Source organism: Streptomyces sp. YIM 121038 (assembly GCF_006088715.1).
GTDB lineage: Bacteria > Actinomycetota > Actinomycetes > Streptomycetales > Streptomycetaceae > Streptomyces.
Map to the genome: position 1 here is coordinate 1,014,275 of NZ_CP030771.1, position 18,874 is coordinate 1,033,148.

At 75.3% G+C, this 18,874-nt stretch carries 4 protein-coding genes and 1 pseudogene; 1 reads left to right on the forward strand and 4 read right to left on the reverse strand.

Features of this window, described 5'->3' with window-relative positions:
* Window positions 1-5: 5 nt before the first annotated feature.
* The 3 genes and pseudogenes from C9F11_RS04100 to C9F11_RS04110 form a co-directional block, all read right to left on the reverse strand.
* Window positions 6-14,242, reverse strand: a pseudogene (locus C9F11_RS04100) (type I polyketide synthase).
* 177 nt (window positions 14,243-14,419) lie between these two features.
* Window positions 14,420-15,439, reverse strand: a complete 1,020-nt coding sequence (locus tag C9F11_RS04105) for an arylcarboxylate reductase (protein ID WP_249402134.1) — start codon at window positions 15,437-15,439, stop codon at window positions 14,420-14,422.
* 88 nt (window positions 15,440-15,527) lie between these two features.
* A complete protein-coding gene (locus tag C9F11_RS04110) occupies window positions 15,528-16,499 on the reverse strand; it encodes an ACP S-malonyltransferase (RefSeq protein WP_138957962.1) in 972 nt (323 codons plus the stop codon).
* Between the two features lie 847 nt (window positions 16,500-17,346).
* Between C9F11_RS04110 and C9F11_RS04115 the strand changes: the two genes are divergently transcribed.
* A complete protein-coding gene (locus C9F11_RS04115; RefSeq protein WP_138957963.1) occupies window positions 17,347-18,000 on the forward strand; it encodes a response regulator transcription factor in 654 nt (217 codons plus the stop codon).
* A 78-nt stretch (window positions 18,001-18,078) separates the two neighbouring features.
* On the opposite strand, the gene C9F11_RS04120 is transcribed toward C9F11_RS04115, so the two are convergent.
* Complete coding sequence (locus tag C9F11_RS04120) at window positions 18,079-18,837, reverse strand: alpha/beta fold hydrolase (protein ID WP_138957964.1); 759 nt, start codon at window positions 18,835-18,837, stop codon at window positions 18,079-18,081.
* Between the last annotated feature and the right edge of the window lie 37 nt (window positions 18,838-18,874).

Sequence of the window (18,874 nt, forward strand, 5' to 3'; positions counted from 1 at the left end):
CTCCCTCAGGCCCCGTAGTTGTTGTCGAGCAGTTCGAAGAGTTCGTCGGCCGTGGCGGTGTCGACGGCGGGTGCGCCGTCGACACCGCTGCCGTCCTGCGGCACCCGGTCGTTCCAGGCGCGCAGCAGGTCCCGCAGGCGGGTGCCGATCGTGTCGGCGCCCGGTGTGTCGGGCCCGGCGGCGGCCAGCGCGGCGGCGAGCCCGTCCAGGTGTTCGTGGACGGGGCGGTCCGGCCGGTCCGGTGCGGAGGCCGCGCACAGCCGCTGGTGCAGGTGGTCGGCGAGCGCGGCGGGCGTGGGGTGGTCGAAGACCGCGGTGGGCGAGATCCGCAGCCCGGTCGCCTCCCCGAGCCGGTTGCGGAACGTCACGGCGAGCATCGAGTCGAACCCCGCGGCGGTGAAAGGCCGCCGTGCCTCCACGGCCGCGCCACCGGAGTGGCCGAGCACGGCGGCGGCGTGCGCGGTGACCAGGTCGAGGACGGCACGGCGCCGGTCGGTGCCGCTCAAAGGGGCGAGCCGGGCGGCGAGTTCGGCCGCGGGGTCGCCGTTCGGCACGGGCGCGGGGGCCTGCGCGGGTGCGGTGGCGGCGACGGCGGCGGTCCGGCCCGGTGTCGCCAGCCAGTAGCGCTCGTGCTGGAAGGCGTAGGTGGGCAGGGGGACGTGGGTGCGGGCGGGCCGGGGCAGGGCGGCGGCCCAGTCCAGGGGCGCGCCGTGGGCCCAGGCCTCGGCGAGCGCGGTGAGCAGCCGGTCGGTGCCGCCGTCGTCGCGGCGCAGCGTGCCGACGGCGGCGACGGGCCGCTCCGCGCGCTCGGCGGTCCCGGTGAGGGCGGCGGTCAGGACGGGGTGCGGGCTCGTCTCGACGAACAGGTCGTGGCCCGCGGCGAGCAGGGTCTCGGTGGTGCGGGCGAACTCGACCGGCTCGCGCAGATTGCGGTACCAGTAGGCGGCGTCGAGGGCGGTGCCGTCGATGACGTCGCCGGTCACGGTGGAGTAGAGCGGGATGCGCGAGGGCCGGGGCCGCACTCCGGCGAGGGCGGTGCGCAGCGCGTCGCCCACGTCGGCGACCTGGGCGGAGTGCGCCGCGTAGTCGACGGGCAGCCGCCGGGCCCGTACGCCCGCCCGCTCGCAGTCGGCCTGCAGGCCGGTCAGCGCGTCGGGCGCGCCCGCGACGACGACGGCCCCCGGTCCGTTGACGGCGGCCACGCCGATCCGCCCGTCGTAGGGCAGCAGCAGTTCCCGTACGTGCTCTTCGGGGGCGGCGAGCGAGACCATGCCGCCGCGGCCCGCGAGCCGCCGCAGCTCCCGGCTGCGCAGGGCGACGACCAGGGCGGCGTCCTTGAGGGTGAGCGCCCCGGCCACACAGGCCGCGGCGATCTCCCCCTGGGAGTGCCCCACCACGGCAGCGGGCTCCACACCGTACGAACGCCACACCTCCGCCAGCGACACCATCACGGCGAACAACACCGGCTGCACCACGTCCACCCGCTCCAGCGACGGCGCCTCAGGAACCTCCCGCAACACGTCCAGCAACGACCACTCCGTGTGCGGGGCGAGCGCCTCAGCACACGCCGTGATCCGCGCGGCGAACTCCGGCGAGGAGTGCAGGAGTTCACGCGCCATGCCCGGCCACTGCGAGCCCTGGCCGGGGAAGACGAACACGGTCCTGGCCTCTCCGGCGCGGCCGGTGGTGGCGCCGGGCGCGGGCGCCCCTTCGGCCAGCGCCGCGAGCGCGGCGAGGAGTTCGTCCCGGGTGCGCCCGGTCACGGCGGCGCGGTGCGGGAACGCGGTGCGCGTGGTGGCGAGCGCGTGGGCGAGGTCCGTGAGGGGCAGGGCGGGGGCGGCTTCGGCGTGCTCGCGCAGGCGGCGGGCCTGGGCGCGCAGGGCGGGCGCGGAGGCGGCCGACAGGGGCAGCGCGACGGCGTCCGTGGCGATCGGATCGACGGCGGGGGCCGGGGCGGCGGGCTCCAGCGGCGGCTCGTCCGGGGCCTGTTCGATGACCGCGTGGGCGTTGGTGCCGCTCATGCCGAAGGAGGACACGCCCGCGCGGCGGGGGCGGCCGGTGTCGTCCCACGGACGGGCCTCGGTGAGCAGGCGCACCGCTCCCCCGGACCAGTCGGCCTCGGTGGTGGGCATGTCCACGTGGAGGGTGCGGGGCAGCAGTCCGTGGCGCAGGGCCATGACCGTCTTGATGACCCCGGCGACGCCCGCGGCGGCCTGGGTGTGGCCGATGTTGGACTTGAGCGAGCCGAGCCACAACGGCCGCTCGGCGGGCCGGTCCTGGCCGTAGACGGCGATCAGGGACCGCGCCTCGATGGGGTCGCCGAGTACGGTGCCGGTGCCGTGCGCCTCGACGAGGTCGACGTCCGCTCCGGTGAGCCCGGCGGCGGCGAGCGCCCGCCGTAGGACGCGCTCCTGCGCGGGGCCGCTCGGCGCGGTCAGGCCGTTGCTCGCGCCGTCCTGGTTGACCGCCGAGCCCCGGACCACGGCGAGCACGGGGTGGCCCCGGCGGCGGGCCTCCGAGAGCCGCTCGACCACGAGCATGCCGACGCCCTCGCCCCAGCCGGTGCCGTCGGCCGCGGCGGCGAAGGACTTGCAGCGGCCGTCGGGCGCGAGGCCTCGCTGACGGCTGAACTCCACGAACACGTCGGGCGACGCCATCACGGCCGCGCCGCCGACGAGCGCGAAGGAGCACTCCCCCGCGCGCAGCGCCTGCCCGGCCAGGTGCAGGGCGACCAGGGACGAGGAGCAGGCGGTCTCGACGGTGACGGCCGGGCCCTCGGTGCCGAGGGTGTAGGCGATGCGGCCGGAGGCGACGCTCGTGACCGTGCCGCTGAGCAGATGCCCCTCGACGGCGGCGGCCGGGTCCTGCGGCCCGGTGCCGTACCCCTGGGCGGCCACGCCGAGGTAGACGCCGCCCTGGCTGCCGCGGACCGAGCCCGGGTCGATGCCCGCGCGTTCCAGGGCCTCCCAGGCGGTCTCCAGGAGGAGGCGCTGCTGCGGGTCCATGGCGAGGGCCTCGCGCGGCGAGATCCCGAAGAAGGCCGCGTCGAAGTCCCCGGCGCCGTCGAGGAAACCGCCGCCGGTCGTGTAGAAGGTGCCCTCGCGCTCGGGGTCCGGGTCGTAGAGGTCGTCCAGCGGCCAGCCCCGGTCGGCGGGCAGCGGGCCGACGGCGTCGCGCTCGCCCGCGACGAGGTCCCACAGGTCCTCCGGGCCGCGGACGCCGCCCGGGAAGCGGCACGCCATCCCGACGACCGCCAACGGCTCGTCGGTGGTGGCGGGCCGCACGGGCTCGTCCTGCGGTGCGGGCGTGGCGCCGGTCAGTTCGGCGTGCAGATGGCCGCCGAGCGCGGTGGCCGTGGGGTGGTCGAAGACGGTGCTCGCGGGCAGGGTCAGGCCGGTGGCGGCGGCCAGCCGGTTGCGCAGTTCGACGGCGGTGAGCGAGTCGAAGCCGATGTCGTGGAAGGGCCGGGCGGCTTCGACGGCGACCGCCGCGTCGTGGCCGAGGACGGCGGCCGCCTCGGCGCGCACGAGGTCGGTGAGCGCCCGCGGTCGCTCGGCGGGGGGCAGCGCGGCGAGCCGGTCGCGCCAGCGGGCCGCGGCGCCGGACAGCGCGTCGTCCGTCTCCCGGCCCGGTTCGGCGGCGGCGTCGGGGAGTTCGGCGAGCAGCGCGCTGTCGCGGCCCGAGCGGAAGGCCGGGGCGAAGCGCGGCCAGTCCATGTCCGCGACGACCATGCCGCTGTCGTCGCGCTCCAGGGCCCGCCACAGCGCGTCGAGCGCCGCTTCGGGCGCCATCGGGACCAGGCCGAGGCGGCGCAGGCCGTCGCCGGTCGCGCCGTGCGCCATGCCCGCCCCGGCCCAGGGCCCCCAGGCCACGCAGACCGCCGCGCGGCCATCGGCGCGCCGCCGCTCGGCGAGGGCGTCCAGGTGGGCGTTGGCGGCGGCGTAGGCGGCCTGGCCCGCGCTGCCCCAGGTGGCGGAGACCGACGAGAACAGCACGAACGCGTCGGGCCCTTCGCCGAGCAGGTCGTCCAGGTGGGCGGCGCCGCGCACCTTGGCCGCGGTCTCCTCGGCGAGCAGCGCGGGGGTGCAGTCCGCGACGCGGGTGTCGGAGGTGACGCCCGCGGCGTGGAAGACGGCCCGTACGGCGTCGCCGTCGGCGGCGAGCCGGTCGAGCAGCTCCGCGAGCGCGTCCCGGTCGGCCACGTCGCAGGCCGCCACGGTGACCCGGGCGCCCAAGGCCTCCAGGTCCGCGGCGAGTTCGGTGGCTCCGGGCGCGTCCGGGCCGCGCCGGCTCGTCAGGACGAGGTGCTCGGCGCCGTCGCGGGCGAGGCGCCGCGCCACATGGGCGCCGAGACCGCCGGTGCCGCCGGTGACGAGGACGGTGCCGCGCGCGGACCACCCGGGCTCGCCGCTTCCTGTCGTACGCGCGTCGTCGGCTGCCGTACGCGAGCCGTACGCCGGTGTCGGCGCGGCCCTCAGGAGGCGGCGTCCGTACAGGCCGTCCGCGCGGAGGGCCACCTGGTCCTCGGCGCAGCCGCCGTCGGTCCGTACGGATCCGGACAGCAGGGCGCACAGGCGGCGCAGCGACGCGGCGTCGGGCCGCTCCGCCAGGTCCGCCAACCCGCCCCAGCGGCCCGGGTGTTCGAGCGCGGCGACCCGGCCGAGCCCCCACACCTGGGCCTGCTCGGGCCGGTCGGGGCCCCGGCCGTCCAGGGCGACGGCGCCGGTGGTGACGCACCACAGCGGGGCGTCACCGCCCGCGTCGCCGAGGGCCTGGACGAGCAGCAGGGTGGCCTCGGTGCCACCGGCGGGAGCTGTGGCGAGCAGCGACAGGACACCGCTCGCTCCGAGCGGTACGAGCGCGGCGAGCCCGGCCCGGTCCGTGCCGTCGGGCACGGCGAGGACGGACACAGCGGCGCCGTGCCCGGCGAGCGCGGCCCGGCAGGCGTCGGCGAGCGGCGTGCTCGCGGCGGCCCCGGGCACGACGAGCAGCCAGGTACCGGTGAGCGCGGGCGCGGCGGCGGGTTCGGGCAGGGCGCGCCAGGCCACGCGGTAGGTCCGGGCGTCCGCCGCGTCGGCGGCCTCGGCGGGGCGCGGGGCCGGCCAGTACCTGCGGTGCCGGAACGGGTAGGTGGGCAGGTCGTCGAGGCGGGGCAGCCGGTCGGGGCAGCCCACGGACCAGTCGACGGCCGCGCCCCGCACGTGCAGCGCGGCGAGGGCGCCCGTGAACGACGCGGTCTCGGGCCTGCCGTCGCGCAGCAGCGGCACCGCGCGGCAGGCGTCGCCGTCGGTCCCGCACGCCTCGACGAGGCCGGACAGGACGCCGCCCGTGCCGAGTTCGAGGCAGCTGGTGGCGGACTCGGCGAGCAGGGTGCGGGCGCCGTCGAGGAAGCGCACGGTGCCGCGCACGTGCCGCACCCAGTACTCCGGGTCGCACAGTTCGTCGGCGGTGGCGCGCGCCCCGGTGAGGTTCGAGATCACGGGGATGCGCGGCGGCGCGTACGTCATCTGCCGGGCCACGGCCCGGAAGGCGTCGAGCATGCCGTCCACGCGCGCCGAGTGGAAGGCGTGGCTGACGGCGAGCTCCTTGGTGCGGCGCCCGCGCGCCCGGAAGGCCTCGGCCAGGCGCAGTACGGGGGCGCGGTCGCCGGACAGGACGGTGGCGCGCGGCCCGTTGACGGCCGCGACGCAGACGCCTGGCTCCCCGGCCTCGGCGAGCAGGGCGCGCACCTCGTCCTCGTCGGCCTCCACGGCCGCCATGGCGCCGCCGCCGGGCAGCGCGTCCATGAGCCGGCCGCGCGCGGCGACCAGGGCGCAGGCGTCGGGCAGGTCGAGGACCCCAGCCACGTGTGCGGCGGCGAGTTCGCCGATGGAGTGGCCGAGCAGCAGGCCGGGCCGCACGCCCCAGTGCTCCGTGAGCCGGAACAGCGCGACCTGGAGCGCGAACAGCGCGGGCTGGGTGCAGCCGGTGCGGTCGAGGAGGGCCGCCGCGCCGGTGCCGGGCGCGGCGAACATGACGTCGCGCAGCGGAAGTTCCAGATCCGGCGAGAGGTGCGGGGCCAGGTGGGTGAGGACGGCGTCGAGCGCGTCGGCGAAGACCGGTTCGCTCCGGTACAGCTCGGCGCCCGCGCCCGCCCGCTGGCTTCCCTGCCCCGGGAAGAGGAAGGCCGTGCGGCCTGGCGCGCCCGCGTGACCGGTGACGAGGCGTCCGGCGGAGTTCCCCTCGGCCAGCGCGGCGAGGGCGGCGAACACGGCGTCGGGGTCCCGGCCGAGGACGGCGGCGCGGTGGTCGAGCGCGGCGCGCCGGGTGGCGAGGGCGTGGGCCGTGTCGGCGAGGGCGCCGGGGGCGGTCCCCTCGTCCGGCGGCCGGTGGCCCGGCTGGTGGCCGCCGAGATACGTACGCAGCCGTGCGGCCTGCGCGCGCAGGGCGTCCGGCGTACGGGCGGAAAGGAGCAGGGGGACGGCGACACCGGTGCGGGGGGCGTCGGGGCGGGGGGCCTCGGAGCCCGGGCCGGGTGCCTCCGTGCGGGGGGCTTCGGCGGCGGGGCCGGGCTGGTCGGCGCGGGAGGCTTCGGCGGCGGGGACGCCGGGCGTGCCCGCCGCTGCCGGGGCGTCGGCGGGCGGTGCCTGTTCCACGATCACGTGGGCGTTGGTGCCGCTGATGCCGAACGAGGAGACCCCGGCCCGGCGCGGCTCGCCCGTCTCCGGCCACGGGGTGCGCCCGGTCAGGAGGCGCACGTCGCCCGTGGACCAGTCGACGTGCGGGTTGGGCTCCTCGGCGTGGAGCGTGCCGGGCAGTTCCCCGGCCTGGAGGGCGAGCACCATCTTCATCAGCCCGGCCACCCCGGCGGCGGCCTGGGTGTGTCCGATGTTGGACTTGACCGAGCCGAGCCACAGCGGTCGTCCGGCGGGCCGCCCCGCGTGGACGGCCTGGAGCGCCTGGGCCTCGATCGGGTCGCCGAGCACGGTGCCTGTGCCGTGTGCCTCCACGGCGTCCACCTGGTCGGCGCGGAGCCCCGCGTCGGCGAGCGCGGCCCGGATGACGTCCTGCTGGGCGGGGCCGTTGGGGGCTGTCAGGCCGTTGCTGGCGCCGTCCTGGTTGACGGCCGAGCCGCAGAGGACGGCGTGGACGGGGTGGCCGTTGCGGCGGGCGTCGGAGAGGCGTTCCAGGAGCAGGACTCCGGCGCCCTCGCCCCAGGAGGTGCCGTCGGCGCCCGCCCCGAAGGCCTTGCAGCGGCCGTCGCGGGCGAGGCCGCGCTGGCGGCTGAACTCGACGAAGAGCCGGGGCGTGCTCATCACCGTGACGCCGCCCGCGAAGGCCTGGTCGCAGTCGCCGCGCCGCAGCGCCTGCGCGGCGAGGTGCACGGCGACGAGCGACGAGGAGCAGGCCGTGTCCACGGTGAGGGCGGGGCCTTCGAGGCCGAGGACGTAGGCGACGCGGCCGGACAGCACGCTGGCCGTGTTCCCGGTGAGGAGGTGGCCCTCGGACACCTCGGGGTCGGCTCCGGCGAGGGCCATGTAGTCCTGCCCGTTGGTGCCCACGAACACGCCGACGCGGCGGCCGCGCAGCGCCTCGGGGTCCTGTCCCGCCCGTTCCAGGGCCTCCCAGGAGGTCTCCAGGAGGAGGCGCTGCTGCGGGTCCATGGCGAGGGCCTCGCGCGGCGAGATCCCGAAGAACTCGGCGTCGAACCCGGCGGCGTCCGTGACGAACGCGCCCCGCGTGCAGTAGGTCGTGCCCGCCCGGTCCGGGTCCGGGTCGTAGAGCCCGGCGGCGTCCCAGCCCCGGTCCGCGGGCCAGTCCGTGACCGCGTCCCGGCCCTCGGCGAGCAGCCGCCACAGGTCGGCGGGGCGCTCGACCCCGCCGGGGAACCGGCAGCCCATGCCGACGACCGCGATGGGCTCCGCGTCGTACGCGGACGGCGCGCGGCCCGCTTCCCGGGCGCCGTCCTGCGGGCTTTCCGCGCCCGTCTCGCCGAGTTCGTCCAGGAGGTGGGCGGCGAGGACGGCCGGCGTCGGCCGGTCGAAGAGCACGGTGGCGGGCAGGCGCACACCGGTGGCGGCCGCCAGGCGGTTGCGCAGCTCGACCGCCGTGAGGGAGTCGAACCCCATGTCGTTGAAGGCCCGTTCGGGCCGTACGGCGTCGGGGGTGGGGTGCCGCAGGACCGCCGCGGCGTGCGTACGGACGAGGTCGGTGACGAACCGCTCGCGCTCGGCGGCGGGCACGGCGGCGAGCCGGTCGCGCAGCGTCCCGTCCGGTGAGCCGGGCGCGCGCTCGCCGCCGTCGCCGTCCGGGCCGGTGTACGCGGCGAGCAGCGCGGTCGCGCGCGGCCCCGTGGCGGCGGCGAAGCGCTGCCAGTCCGCGTCGGCGACGACCACGTGCCCGTCGTCCTCGGCGAGGGCGCGGCCGATGGCCGTCACGGCCGCCGCGGGGTCCATGGAGGGCAGGCCCCGGTCGCGCAGGCGTCCGGCGACGCCGTCGTCGAGCATGCCCTCGCCCGCGGCCCAGGCGCCCCAGGCGAGGGCCGTGCCGGGCAGACCCGCGGCGCGCCGGGCGGCGGCGAGGGACTCCAACGCCGCGTTCGCCGCCGCGTAGTTGCCCTGCCCGGCGTTGCCGACGACGCCCATGACGGAGGTGAAGACGACGAACGCGGAGAGGTCCAGGCCCGCGGTCGCCTCGTGCAGGACGCGGGCGGCGGTCGCCTTGGCGCGCAGCGACACGGCGAGCCGCGCCGGGGTGAGGGCGTCCACCATGCCGTCGTCGAGGACGCCCGCCGCGTGCACGACCGCGGTCAGCGGGTGCTCCCGCGGCAGCGCGTCGAGCAAGGCCGTCACCTGGCCGGGGTCCGCGACGTCGCACGCGGCGACCGTCACCGCGGCGCCCGCGGCGGCCAGTTCGGCCCGTAGTGCGGCGGCCCCGGGCGCCCCCGGCCCGCGCCTGCTGACGAGCAGCAGCTGTCCGGCGCCCTGTGCGGCCAGCCAGCGCGCCACGTGGGCGCCGACGCCTCCGGTGCCTCCGGTGATCAGTACGGTGCCGGTCCCGAAGCCCTCCTCCACGGCGGGGGTGCCGCCGCGCGTGACGGGTGCGGGCAGCAGCCGACGGCCGTGCACCCCGGTCGAGCGGACCGCGACCTGGTCCTCGTCGGTCACCGATGCCAGGACCGCGCACAGCCGTCGCAGGGCCCGCTCGTCCGGCTCGGCGGGCAGGTCGGCCGACCCGCCCCAGCGGTCGGGGTGTTCGAGGGCGACGCACCGGCCGAGACCGGCGACGGCCGCGTGGGCAGAGGGCCCCGGCCGCTCCCCCGCGCCGACCACGGCCGCCCCCCGGGTCACGCACCACAGCGGCGCGTCGATCCCGGCGTCGCCGAGGGCCTGCACGAGCGCGAGGGTCAGGGCGAGCCCGCCGGGCAGGTCGGTGTGGTCGGGGTGCGGGCGGCGCTCGTCCGCGAGCAGGGACAGGACTCCGGCGACGGGCCGCTCCGCCACGGCGTCCGCGAGCGCGGCGGCCAGCCCGGCGCGGCCCTGTCCGGGCCCTCGGGCGGTGACCACGGCGAGGTCGAGCCCGAGCGCGCGGAGGCCGCGCACGATGTCGTCGGCGGATCCTGCTTCGGGGTCTGCCGCCCCTTCCGCGTACGGGGCTCCTTCCGCGTACGCGGGTTCTTCGGGGCGTACGGCTTCAGGGCGTACGGCTTCGGGGCACACCGCGAGCCAGCGCCCCTCGGGCACCGAGCCGGGCGGCAGTTCGAGCGGCTGCCACGCCACGCGGTGGCGCCACGCGTCGACGCTCCGCTCCCGCGCCCGCTCGGCACGCCACGCCGAGAGCGCGGGCAGCACCTCGTCCAGGGCCTGCGGGGTCACCTTCAGCGTCTCCGCGAGCCGGGCGGGCTCCTCGCGTACGAGGGCTTCCCAGAGGTCGTCCGTGTCGGGCGCCGGGGCCGCGCTCTCCTGAGGGCCCAGCCAGTAGCGTTCACGCTGGAAGGGGTAGGTGGGCAGCTCGACGCGGGTGGCATCGGTGCCCTCGAACAGCGGCGCCCAGTCCACGGAGAGCCCATGCACATGCGCCTGCCCGAGCGCGAGAAGCATGCGCTCCAGACCGCCCTCGTCCCGGCGCAAGGTCCCCAGGACCACCGCGGTGCTCTCGGCCGACTCCAGGGTCGCTTCGACCGCCATCGTCAGGACCGGATGCGGACTCACCTCCACATACGCGCCGAAACCCTGCTCCGCCAGAGCGCGGATGGCGGGCTCGAAAGCCACCGTACGGCGGAGGTTGGCATACCAGTACCCGCCATCCATGACCGAGGTGTCCAACCACTCACCCGTGACCGTGGAGAACAGGGGAACCTCTGACGAGGACGGTGCGATCCCCTTCAAGGCCTCCAGAAGCTCTGCCTCGATGCGTTCCACATGGGCCGAGTGCGAGGCATAGTCCACATCGATACGACGCGCCCGCACCCCCTCCGCCTCACACCCCGCCACCAACTCACCCAGAGCATCGCCATCGCCCGACACCACCACCGCAGAAGGCCCATTGACAGCCGCGACCGACAACCGGCCACCCCACCCAGCCAGCCGCTCCTCCACCTCAGCCGACGACAAAGCGAGCGACACCATCCCGCCACTGCCCGCAAGCCGCACGATCGCGCGACTGCGCAACGCCACCACCCGCGCCCCGTCCTCCAACGACAACCCACCCGCCACCACCGCCGCCGCGATCTCCCCCTGCGAATGCCCCACCACCGCATCCACCACCACACCAAACACCCGCCACAACCGCGCCAACGACACCATCACCGCAAACAACACCGGCTGCACCACATCCACCCGCTCAAACCCCACACCCGAACGCACCACCTCCACCAACGACCACCCCACATACGGCTCCAACGCCGCCCCGCACTCCCCCATCAACCCCGCAAACACCGCCGACTCATCCAGCAACCCACGCGCCATCCCCACCCACTGCGCCCCCCCGGGAACACAAACACCGTCCCCACACACCAACCCCCACCCGACACCACACACCCCGACGGCTCACCCACCGCCAACGCCCGCAACCCCGCAAGGAGCTGCTCACGACCACCAGCCACCACGGCCCGGTGCTCGTGGAGTGCCCGGGTCTCGACCAGCGACAGCGCGACGTCGGAGATCCGTACGTCCTCCTCGCCGCACACCTCGAGCAGCCGCTCCGCCTGCGCCCGCACCCCCTGCGGCGACCGCGCCGACACCACCCACGCCACCGACCCACCCACCCCGCAAGCCCCGGCCACCACGGACTCCTGCGGCACCTCCTCCACGATCACGTGCGCGTTCGTCCCGCTGATTCCGAAGCCGGACACTCCGGCCCGTCGTGGCCGGTCGCTCTCGGGCCAGGGCGTCGGTTCGGCGAGGAGGCGGATGTCGCCCGCGCTCCAGTCCACGTACGGAGTCGGCTCGGTGAGGTGGAGGGAGCGGGGCAGCAGGCCGTGGCGCATGGCCAGGACCATCTTCATGACGCCGCCGACACCTGCGGCGGCCTGGGTGTGGCCGATGTTGGACTTGAGGGAGCCCAGCCACAACGGCCGCCCCTCCAACCGCTCCTGACCATACGTCGCCAGCAACGCCTGCGCCTCGATCGGATCACCCAAGCGAGTGCCCGTACCGTGCGCCTCCACCGCATCGACGTCCTTCGCCGACAACCCCGCGTCCGCGAGAGCCGCACGGATCACCCGCTGCTGCGAAGGACCGTTCGGAGCCGTCAGACCATTGCTCGCACCGTCCTGGTTCACCGCACTGCCCCGCACCACCGCAAGCACCGGATGACCGTTGCGACGGGCATCCGACAGACGCTCCAGGAGCAGTACGCCGACGCCCTCGGCGAGGCCGAAGCCGTCGGCCTGTGCGGAGAACGCCTTGCAGCGGCCGTCGGGGGCCAGGCCGCCCTGGCTGCTGAACTCCACGAACATGCCGGGCGTCGGCATCACCGTCGCTCCGCCCGCGAGCGCGAGCGCGCACTCGCCGCGCCGCAGTGCCTGCACGGCGAGGTGCAGGGCCACCAGGGAGGAGGAGCAGGCCGTGTCGACGGTGACCGCGGCGCCTTCCAGGCCGAGGGCGTAGGCGACGCGGCCGGAGGCGACGCTGCCGGTGTTGCCGGTGAGGAGGTGGCCGTTGCCGTCCGTCGCCTCGTGCAGGCGGGGGCCGTAGTCCATGGTCATCGCGCCGATGTAGACGGCGGTGCGGCTGCCCCGCAGCGTGTGCGGGTCGAGCCCCGCGCGCTCCAGGGTCTCCCAGGAGGTTTCCAGGAGGAGACGCTGCTGCGGGTCCATGACGAGCGCCTCGCGGGGCGAGATGCCGAAGAACTCGGCGTCGAAGCGGTCGGCGTCGTGCAGGAAGCCCGCCTCGCGCTGGTAGTGGCGGCCCGGTCCGGTGTCCTCGGGCGCGCAGGCGCCCGCGGTGCTCCAGCCCCGGTCGCCGGGGAACTCCGTGACGGCGTCGGTGCCGTCGGCGAGGAGGCGCCACAGGCGCTCGGGGGTGTCGGCGCCGCCGGGGAAGCGGCAGCCCATCGCGACGATCGCCACGGGGTCTTCGTGCGCGGCCGTCGCGGGTGCCTCGGCGGGTGCTTCCTGCCGGGCGCCGCCGAGGAGTTCGTCCCGCAGCGCCTCGGCGAGCGCGCGCGGTGTCGGATGGTCGAAGACGGCCGTCACGGGCAGCGCCGCGGCGCCCGTGGCGGCGGCGACGCGGTTGCGGATCTCCACGGCGGTGACGGAGTCGAGGCCGAGGCCGGTGAAGGTGGCGTCGGGGTCGACGGGGCCCGGTTCGCCGAGCACGGCGGCGACTTCGTGGCCCACCAGGCGCAGCAGCCGTTCGCGCTGGGCCGTGGCGGTGAGGGGGGCCAGTTCGTCGCGGAGGGCCGTGCGCGGGTCCTCGGTGCCGGGGTCGTCGCCCGCCTCCAGCAGCTCCGCGGGGAGGTCCATGGGCCGGGCGTCGAGCCCTTCGCAGAGGGTGTCGGGGTCGGGTGTCGCGCCGCCGTGGACGTACACCTCGCCGAGCGCGGTGAGGAATTGGGTGCGGTCGCCGTGGCCGCGGCGGAGCGTGGCGCCGACGTGGGCGGTGACGCCGTGCTCGGCGGCGATCGCCTGGAGCGCGGTGGTGAGGACCGGGTGCGGGCTGATCTCCAGGAGGGTGTGGTGGCCGTCCCGGAGCAGGGCGGCGGCGGCCCGGTCGAACCGGACGGTGCGGCGCAGGTTGCGGGCCCAGTAGGCGGCGTCCAGGGCCGGTTCGGGCAGGAGGTCGCCGGTGAGGCCCGAGTAGTACGGCAGGTGGGCGGTGAGCGGCCGGACGGCGGCGAGATCGGCGTGGAGGCGGGGCACGATGGCGTCGATGTGCGGGGAGTGGGCGGCGAGCCCGACGGCGATGCGGCGCGCGTGCAGGCCCGCGGCGGTGAGCCGGGCGGTCAGCTCGGTGGCGGCGTCGATGTCACCGGACACGATCACGGAGCGCGGGCCGTTGACGGCGGCGACCCCCACCTGCCCTTCGTAGCCGCCGAGTTGGGCTTCCACGTCGGCGAGGGGCGCCATCACGGAGACCATCTCGCCGCGCCCGGACAGGGTCGCCTGGGCCTGGCTCCACAGGGCGACGACACGGGCGCCGTCGTCCAGGGAGAGGGCGCCACCGACGACGGCCGCGGAGATCTCGCCGCAGCTGTGGCCGAGCACCGCGGTGGGCTCCACGCCGTGGTCGCGCCAGAGCCCGGCCAGGCCGACGCCGACGGCGAACAGGGCGGGCTGGACGACGTCGGGCCGCTCCAGCGGGGGCGCGCCGCCGGCCGCGCGCAGCACGTCCATGAGGGACCAGTCGACGAAGGGTTCGAGGGCTTGCGCGCAGGCGTCCACGCGCGCCCCGAACCGGGGTGCGGAGTCGAGGAGCCGTGCGGCCATGGCGGGCCACTGGGAGCCCTGTCCGGGGAAGACGAAGGCGGTGCCGCCGCCGGGCCCGGCGGGCCCTTCGGCGAGGCCGGGGGCGCCGCGCCCGTCGGCGAGGGCGTCGAGGCGCTCCAGGAACGCGTCGCGGTCACCCGCCACCAGGGCGGCGCGCCGCCCGGTGGCGGTCGCGGCGCGGGCGAGGGCGAGGCCGACGTCCGCCGGGCTCCACTCCGGCAGGGCGCGCAGGTGGTCGCGCAACCGCCGCGCCTGTGCCGTCAGGGCGCCCCGCCGTGCGGCGGACAGGGTCCATAGGAGGGGGGTCCCGGCGGGGGACTCGGGCACGTTCACGCCATGGCTCCTCAGGACGTACGGGACAGGGACGGCTGGGCGCGCGCCGGTACGGCGCGGCCGTGCGGGGGCCCGCCGGGGCACGGCGGATCCGCGCGCCCGGGTACGGGCACGGCGCGCGGGCACCTCAGCGGGCGGAGGCGGGGTGACGGGGTGGGGGTCGGTGGGGGCGCTGCGTCAGTACAGGCCCTCGGGGGCGGAGTTGGTGACCTGGAGCGGACGGACGTCGGCGACGCCGTCGCAGGGCCACTGGCTGTCGATGTGCCGTACGGCCTGGTCGCGTTCCAGGACGTTCGGCAGGAAGAGGTCGTCGTGCAGGACGGTCAGGCGGACCTGTCCGCCCGCGCCGGGTGCGACGACGGCCCGCCAGTCGTCCTTGCGTACGACGGCCATCGTCACCTGCGGGTAGTTCGGCATGTACGGGATCGAGCCGCCGTCGTCCGGCACGCCGAGGCAGGCGGCGTTGCCGAGGGTGTTGCCGTAACTGATGCCGCAGAGGCCGCCGTTGAGGGCGGTGCGGAAGTCGCGGTACATGGCGGTGTTGATCTGGGTGCCGCTCAGGCGCACTCCGGCGAGGGCGCCGACGCGCTCGGGGGCGCGTCGGCACAGGGCCGCGAAGAGTGCGGGGGTGGTGTTCACGTAGTCGACGGCGCCTTGGTCCAGGGCGTCCACGATCTGGTCGAGGAGGTGGTCGGTGTACTGCTGGACGTCGGCCATGCGGCCTTCGCGGATGAGGCGTTTCACCCAGCGGGGGTCCATGTCGATGGCGTACACCCGGCCCGCGTACAGGTCGGCGACCTCCCAGACGCCGTGTCCGATGAGGTGCGGCCCGGTGGGTGTCGCCTGGAGCCAGGCGCGGCCGGGCGCGAAGCCTTCGTGGACGAAGGACCAGCGGCGCCAGAGCGCGCGGTGGCGGATCATGGCGGGGGTGTAGAAGACGCGGCAGGGCGTGCCGGTGGTGCCGCCGGTGTCCCAGACGCGCCCGGCGAGGGGCCGGGGCTCGGACCGGGGCACGAGGTCCGCGGGGTCCAGGGTGCGCAGTTCCGCCAGCGGGAAGGGGCCGAAGGCCGTGAGGTCCGCGTAGCGCGTGATGTCGAGCGGCTCGAAGTCGAGCCGCTCACGACGGCGCAGCCAGTACGGGCTGCCGTGGTCGGGGTGGAAGGTTCGCCGGACGACTCTGCGGGTCCATTCGTCCATGTCGATGCCGAGCCACTGCTGTACGACTAAGTCGGGGTCGACTTCGCACGGTTGTTCCCGCACGCCTCCTTGTACGGCCGACCGCATATCAGACTCCCTGCATGCCGGAGCCGACGAAGGAGAAGTCGATCCCCAAGTCGTAGGCCTGGCTGACGGCGAGTCGAATATGTTCTGTTGATTCCACGTGAACAACAGGGAACGGGAAGGCGAGAACGCCTTCAGGAATGGACGGGCCCACGACGATACCCAGGCGCACGTCCCGCTCCCGCATCCCCTCGTATACGTCGACGAGGCTGATCGGGTCCGTGGAATTCCGCTCGAACATATGACGTACGTCGTCCGCCGTTCTCAGTTCCCGGCGCTCCAGACAGGAAAGCAGCGGAATTCTGGGGGCAGTGAAGGGCATCTCCGCCAGATGGGGCGAGATGAAGTCGCGGAACGGCCGGCGCAGCGGGGAGTGCACGCCGATGGCGCGGTCGGGCAGCGGCACGATCGTGCCGGGCGGCGCGTCGGCGGCCAGTTCCTCGATGGCCGTACGGTGCCCGGCGAGCATCATGATGCGCTGCGACGCGTCGGCGACGGGGCCGAAGTCACCGGCGAGGTGGAGGTGCGCACGCCCGCGCCAGGGCCGCGCGGTCTCCGCGTCCTCGGTGGGCACGAAGGCGAGGGCCATGCCCTCTTCGGGGTCCGAGGGCCGTGGACCTGGGGCGTTCGCCGTCCGGGCCAGCATCGTGAACAGGGATCTGCGGTCCAGGCCCCCGGCCAGGCAGCTGGCCGTCATGGCTCCCAGGCTCAGGCCTCCGACCACGTCCGGGCGCAGCCCGGCCGCCGCGAGCAGGTCGTGCACGGCGAGGGCGAGCGCCGCTTCGCGGATGGTTCCCGCGCTCTGCCGCCGCTCGCGCCCCTCGGGCAGTTCCGCGCGCAGGATCTGCTCGGGGGTCAGTCCGGTCCACTCGGATATCTCTTCGTACAACGTCCGCACGGGAGCCGACGACTCATACAGCTCGATCCCCTGCGGTTCAGAACCCACACCGCCACCGAATAAGTACCCCAGAGCCATGCTCACTCCTGTTGCGCTTTGAACATCTCTTACCGCAGATGCCGCATGGAAGCAGCACCGACTTCCGCCGTCGCCACGGCCTTCGCAGGCCCGGGGGAGGAAATCCACAACACCCAAGAAATACGGCACAGGCCACCATCAAGTGGCTTGATCTTCAAAATTTGAGAAACGAACCTCTTTGGAGACGGGCGGGTCGAAAGCCCCTGCCAAGAAATCGAGGGCCGCCCCGAAGGGGCTGGTTTCACAGGATCGCGATTAACGTTTGAGGCAGCGACCTTAACACCGAGGCCACGGCCCCGAAAGGGCGCCTTTCAGATCCGGCCACAGCGTGCTTTTGACGCCTCTCGGCAATGCGATGCGACAAACAAGCCAGCGCCCCGCGTTCCACGCGCCACCGCACGCGCTCACCCGCCGCTGAAACACCGGGCCGCACGGCATTCGGGGCCCTCGTCCCGGAGGCCGAAACCCGCCTCTGGCATGTGCTGGGCACAGTTGCCGAGTGTGCCTCGCGACGCCCATCGAGACCGCTGGTCTATACCCACCGTCTCGGCGAGGTGACGCAAAGCCACTTGCCCCCGGCCCGGCGGGACGTCCGCACCCACCCTCACCTTCGAACACGGGGCCGCATCGCCGACACACCTCACATCGCGGTACCGGGGGCGTCAGCGGAACATCAGCCGGACGTGAGCGGCGGGCGCCAACCTGGTGGGCGACACCACGTGGCGCCGCTTGGTGCGCGAACGCGGCAGCTGCTTACCTGACAGCGGAGGAGCGAGCGGTGGACGCAGGTGGCTCCCGCCGCCTTCGCACCTCTGGACCCCCGTGGAACCTGGAGGTGCTCTAGCCCATGCAGCCGCGCGTTGAGAGCGTTCCCACGACGCAGCCGGTGCTGGTCACCGTGCACGCGTCGGACCCGATCTCCCGGGCGGGGGTGGTGAGCCAGCTCCGGCAGTGCGCCGAGATCGCGTTGACGGACGGCACGCGGCACGACCGCGCCCATGTCGCCCTGCTCGTCGTCGGCGCCGTGGACGAGGCGACACTGGTGAGTCTGCGCAGACTCGTGCACGCGCAGAGCGCCCGGGTGGTCCTGGTGGTGGACCGGATGCGCGGGGCGGACGTGCTGGATGTCGCGGGCTGCGGTGTCACCTCGATCGTGCGGCGGCGGGAGGCCACACCGGCACGGCTGCTGCGGGCCGTCCTCGCGGCCCACCGCGGCCACGGTGACCTGCCGCCCGATCTGTTAGGCAGGCTCATCGCCCAGATGGGGCGGCTCCAGAGCAGCGCGCAGGGCCCCGCGCACCTCACCCCGGCGGAGATGACACCGCGGGAGGTCGACATCCTCCGGCTGGTGGCGGACGGCCTCGACACCGCCGAGGTCGCCGCCAAACTCGCGTACTCCGAGCGGACCGTGAAGAACGACCTGCAGAATCTGACCTCGCGCCTTGGGCTGCGCAACCGGACCCACGCGGTGGCCTACGCGCTGCGCGCGGGCTACATCTGAGGCCCGCGGGCCACGCCCGAAGCCGAACGGGGGCCGGACGAGCGAGTCGTCCGGCCCCCGTTCCCGTTCCCCGCTCCGCTAGCCGACGGCCACGGCTCCGCGCAGCGCCTCGCCCACCACCGCGATCACCTCCGGCGCGCGCGAGCTGAGGTAGAAGTGGCCGCCGCGGAACTCCCGCAGCCGGAACGCGGCCGTGGTGTGGGCGCGCCACGCGTCGGCTTCCCCGACCGTCGACTTGGGGTCGTCGTCGCCCACCAGGGCGGTGATCGGGCAGCCGAGCACCGCGTCCACGGAGCCGTACGTCTCGATGGCCCGGTAGTCGCTGCGGATGGCGGGCAGCACCATGCGCAGCAGTTCCTCGTCGCCGAGCACCTTCGCGTCGGTGCCGCTCAGGGTCTTCACATCGGCCAGGAGCCCCTCGTCGTCCCGCTGGTGGACGTTCTCCACGCGCCGCGTCGACGGTGCCCGCCGGCCGGAGGCGAACAGCATCGCGAGCGTGTGCCCGTCCTCCTCCAGCCTGCGGGCTACCTCGAACGCGAGGATCGCGCCCATGCTGTGGCCGAAGAACACCACGGGCCGGTCGAACAGCGGTGCCACCACGGGCGCCATCCGGTCCGCCAGTACGCCGATGTCGTCCACGTTCGGTTCGTTGCGCCGGTCCTGGCGGCCCGGGTACTGGAGGGCCACCACGTCGCCACCGCTCGCGAGCGCGGCCGAGACGGGGTGGTAGAAGCTCGCCGATCCGCCCGCGTGCGGGAAGCAGACGAGCCGGACCGGGGCGTCCGGTGCGGGGTGGAACCGGCGGAGCCAGAGGTCGCTGCCGTCGGTAGGTGTCATGTGCGTCGTCCGTTCTGCTGTCGTGGCCGGAGCTGAG

Excerpts from the sequence above, each read along its gene's own strand:
- C9F11_RS04105 (WP_249402134.1), bottom strand. The coding sequence starts at position 15,439 with ATGGACGAATGGACCCGCAGAGTCGTCCGGCGAACCTTCCACCCCGAC.
- C9F11_RS04115 (WP_138957963.1), top strand. The coding sequence starts at position 17,347 with ATGCAGCCGCGCGTTGAGAGCGTTCCCACGACGCAGCCGGTGCTGGTC.
- C9F11_RS04120 (WP_138957964.1), bottom strand. The coding sequence starts at position 18,837 with ATGACACCTACCGACGGCAGCGACCTCTGGCTCCGCCGGTTCCACCCC.
- C9F11_RS04110 (WP_138957962.1), bottom strand. The coding sequence starts at position 16,499 with ATGGCTCTGGGGTACTTATTCGGTGGCGGTGTGGGTTCTGAACCGCAG.